Origin of the sequence: Pseudomonas sp. Sample_24 (assembly GCF_004307605.1) — a bacterium.
Taxonomy (GTDB): Bacteria; Pseudomonadota; Gammaproteobacteria; order Pseudomonadales; family Pseudomonadaceae; genus Aquipseudomonas.
On sequence record NZ_RCNW01000197.1, the window covers coordinates 1 to 3,601 of the forward strand.

A 3,601-nucleotide genomic window follows, 5' to 3' on the forward strand; every position below is an offset into this window, starting at 1 on the left:
CCGCCGGCCAGTTCGACGGCTGCACCATGACCAACATGGATGCGCTGACCATTCCGGCCGCTGGCGGCGTCGACAGCACTGCGCTGATCGTCAGCGATTTCTCCAACGGCAACGACGGCATCGTGCTTAAAGGCGAAGGCAAGAAAGTCGCCGACCTCAAGGGCATGGACGTCAATCTGGTCGAGCTCTCGGTGTCCCATTACCTGCTGGCCCGGGCCCTGGATTCGGTGGACCTCACCGAGAAAGACCTGAAAGTGGTCAACACCTCGGACGCCGATATCTCGGCGGCCTTCAACACCGATCAGGTCAACGCCGTCACCACCTGGAACCCGATGCTCTCGGACATCAAGGCCAAACCCGGCGTGACTGAAGTCTTCAACTCCAGCCAGGTTCCCGGCGAAATCATGGACATGATGGTGGTCAACAGCGCCACCCTCAAAGACAACCCGGCCTTGGGCAAAGCCCTGACCGGCGCCTGGTTCGAAGTGGTCGAGCTGATGAACGCGAAAAACGCCGCCGGCAAGGCTGCCCTTGAGCACATGGCCAAGGCTTCGGGCACCGACCTTGCGGGTTTCCAGGCGCAACTGGACACCACCAAATTGTTCGCCACCCCGCAAGAAGCCCTGGCCTTCAGCACCAGCAAGCAACTGCCGGAAACCATGCGCAAGGTCGCCGAGTTCTCCTTCCAGCACGGCTTGCTGGGTGAAGGCGCCAAGGACACCAGCGCGGTCGGCATGGCCTTCGCCAATGGCGTGACCAGCGGCGACAAGGGCAACCTCAAGCTGCGTTTCGACCCCAGCTACGTGCAGATGGCCGCCGACGCCAAGTTGTAAAAAGAGGACTTGGCCATGCGCCTGATCAATCGTCACCCGGATCGCCCGAGTCGCCTGTTGCTGGTGATCCTGCCATTCGCCCTGGTGCTGTTCGCCTACTTCATGGGGTCGGCCGAGCGACTGGCGGACAACCCCAATGACAAGCTGCTGCCCAGCGCCGTGCAAATGACCGACGCGGTAAAACGCCTGGCCTTCGCCGCTGACAGCCGCACCGGCGACTACCTGCTGTGGCAAGACACCGCCTCCAGCCTGAGACGACTGGCCATCGGCCTGGGCATCAGCGCCGTGGCCGCGCTGTGCCTGGGCATCGCGGCGGGCACCCTGCCGCTGTTCGGGGCGCCGTTGTCGCCATTGCTGACGGTGTTGTCGATGGTGCCACCGCTGGCGATCCTGCCGATCCTGTTCATCGTTTTCGGCTTGGGCGAGTTGTCGAAAGTGATGCTGATCGTGATCGGCATCACCCCGGCACTGGCCCGGGACCTGGAACAACGCGCCCGGGAAATCCCCGTGGAACTGCTGATCAAGGCCCAGACCCTCGGCGCTTCAACCTGGACCTTGATGCTGCGAGTGGTACTGCCGCAATTGCTGCCACGGCTGCTGATCTCGTTGCGCTTGATGCTCGGTTCGGCGTGGCTGTTCCTGATTGCGGCCGAAGCCATCGCTTCCACCGACGGTCTGGGCTACCGGATTTTCCTGGTGCGCCGCTACCTGGCAATGGACGTGATCCTGCCCTACGTGGTGTGGATTACCCTGCTCGCCTGGCTGATGGACTGGGCTCTGAAACGCCTGACCCAACGCGCTTTCCCCTGGTACGAAGGAGCGCGCGCATGAGCTTCATCACGGTGAAAAATGTCTGGCAGCAATACGCCGATCAGGTGGTGCTCGAAGGCCTGAACCTGAGCGTCAGTGAGGGTGAGTTCTGCACGTTGGTCGGCGCGTCCGGTTGCGGTAAATCGACGTTCCTGCGCTTGCTGCTCGGCCAGGAAAAAGCCAGTCGCGGCGAAATCCTGCTGGATGGCCAGGCCTTGGCCGGTGAGCCGGATGCCAGCCGTGGCGTGGTGTTCCAGCGCTACTCGGTGTTCCCACACTTGAGCGTGCTGGACAACGTCGCTCTCGGCCTCGAACTGCCCCGCTCGCCCTTGCTGGGGCGTTTGTTCGGCAGCGCCAAAAAGGCTGCCCGCGAGCAAGCCGCCGTGCTGTTGCACAAAGTTGGTCTCGGGCACTCGCTGGACAAGTACCCGGCGCAGCTCTCCGGGGGCATGCAGCAACGCCTGGCCATCGCCCAAGCGCTGATCATGAAGCCCCGGGTGTTGCTGCTCGACGAACCCTTCGGCGCACTCGATCCGGGCATCCGCAAAGACATGCACGCCTTGCTGCTGGAGCTGTGGCGGGAAACGCAACTGACCGTGTTCATGGTCACCCACGACCTGAGCGAAGGCTTCAGCCTCGGCACCCGCTTGCTGGTCTTCGACAAGGTCCGCCTCGATCCGCATGCCCCAGGGGCTTATGGCGCCCGCATCACCTACGACATCCCTTTGAACACTGACCGCCGCACCACCCGTGCCGCCGTCGATGCCTTGCCGGTGCAACTGGCAAGCGCGCTTCGAACCGCTTGAGAGGACTTCCGCATGACTGATTCGACCCAACTGTTCCCGCCCTTCGCCGAAGAAATGCTCCCCGGTGGAGGTCATCGCTCCTTCGTCCTGAAGCGCGGCCAACTGCTGCGCCTGACCGACCTTCGCGGCGGCGCCAACGTCAGCCTGACGCTGCTCAACGCCAACGAAAAAACCGAGCGCCTGAATCTGCCCGACAGCCTCAAATGCCAGCACACCGCCAAGCTCACCGCCGGTCATTGCCTGTATTCGGACATGGGCCGCGTGCTGGCCGCCATCACCGCCGACACCTGCGGCTGGAGCGACAGTCTCGGCGGCGTCCTCTGTGCTGAAGAAGTCGCGGAAAAATACGGCGCCGGGCGCTACCAGGAACTGCGCAATGGCTTCTTCCGCAACGGCACCGACAACCTGTTGGTGGAACTGGGCAAATGGGGTCTGGGCCTGTCGGACTTGCTGATGACCCTCAACCTGTTCAGTCGCGTCAACGTCGATGACGGCGGGCGCTTCCACTTTGTCGAGGGCAATTCCAGGGCCGGCGATTACATCGAGTTGTACGCACCGATGGACACGCTGGTGGTGCTCACCGCGCTGCAACATCCGATGGACCCTTCGCCCGAGTACGCACCGAAACCACTGAAGCTCAGCTGGATGAACGCCGACGCCAGCGTCGCCGAACACTGCCGCACCTCGCGCCCGGAAAACGAGCGCGGCTTCATCAACACCGACCGTTTGTTTGCCTGAGGATCGCTGCCATGTCACTCGCTCTCATCAACACTGAAAAGCAGCCGGAAAACGCGATCTACCGCGCCACCATCCCCGCCGGTGAACCCTGGCTGATGGAGGTCAAGGCCGGCCAGACCTTGCGCATTCTCGACCTCGAAGGCAACCAGGCGGTCGATACTCTGTTCTACAGCGTTGCCAACCCCAGGGAACGCTACGACGTACAGCGCACCCTGCGCCGGCAGAACAGCGTGTACCTGAGTACCGGCAGCGTGCTGTATTCCAACCTCGGCAAGCCGATGCTGACCATCGTCGCCGACACCTGCGGGCGTCATGACACCCTCGGCGGCGCGTGTGCACAAGAGAGCAACACCGTGCGTTACGCCCTGGAAAAACGCTACATGCACAGCTGCCGCGACAACTACCTGCGCGCCT

General features: G+C 62.9%; 5 protein-coding genes. All 5 read left to right on the forward strand.

Features of this window, described 5'->3' with window-relative positions:
- On the forward strand, positions 1-833 hold an 833-nt coding region (locus D8V06_RS10005), incomplete at its 5' end, for a putative urea ABC transporter substrate-binding protein (RefSeq protein ID WP_130930896.1).
- Positions 834-848: 15 nt separating this feature from the next.
- Positions 849-1,664: an ABC transporter permease gene (locus tag D8V06_RS10010; RefSeq protein ID WP_056856036.1), complete on the forward strand. Its 816-nt coding sequence runs from the start codon at positions 849-851 to the stop codon at positions 1,662-1,664.
- Entirely contained in the window at positions 1,661-2,449 is a 789-nt protein-coding gene (locus D8V06_RS10015; protein ID WP_056856037.1) for an ABC transporter ATP-binding protein, read from the forward strand. The genes D8V06_RS10010 and D8V06_RS10015 overlap by 4 nt, the downstream gene beginning before the upstream one ends.
- A gap of 12 nt (positions 2,450-2,461) precedes the next feature.
- On the forward strand, positions 2,462-3,187 hold the full coding sequence (locus tag D8V06_RS10020) for an urea amidolyase associated protein UAAP1 (RefSeq protein WP_130930897.1): 726 nt from the start codon (positions 2,462-2,464) through the stop codon (positions 3,185-3,187).
- An 11-nt stretch (positions 3,188-3,198) separates the two neighbouring features.
- A partial coding sequence (locus tag D8V06_RS10025) for a DUF1989 domain-containing protein (protein ID WP_130930898.1) occupies positions 3,199-3,601 on the forward strand: 403 nt, incomplete at its 3' end.

Coding starts and splice junctions, on each gene's coding strand:
- D8V06_RS10015 (WP_056856037.1), top strand. CDS start 1,661: ATGAGCTTCATCACGGTGAAAAATGTCTGGCAGCAATACGCCGATCAG.
- D8V06_RS10010 (WP_056856036.1), top strand. CDS start 849: ATGCGCCTGATCAATCGTCACCCGGATCGCCCGAGTCGCCTGTTGCTG.
- D8V06_RS10020 (WP_130930897.1), top strand. CDS start 2,462: ATGACTGATTCGACCCAACTGTTCCCGCCCTTCGCCGAAGAAATGCTC.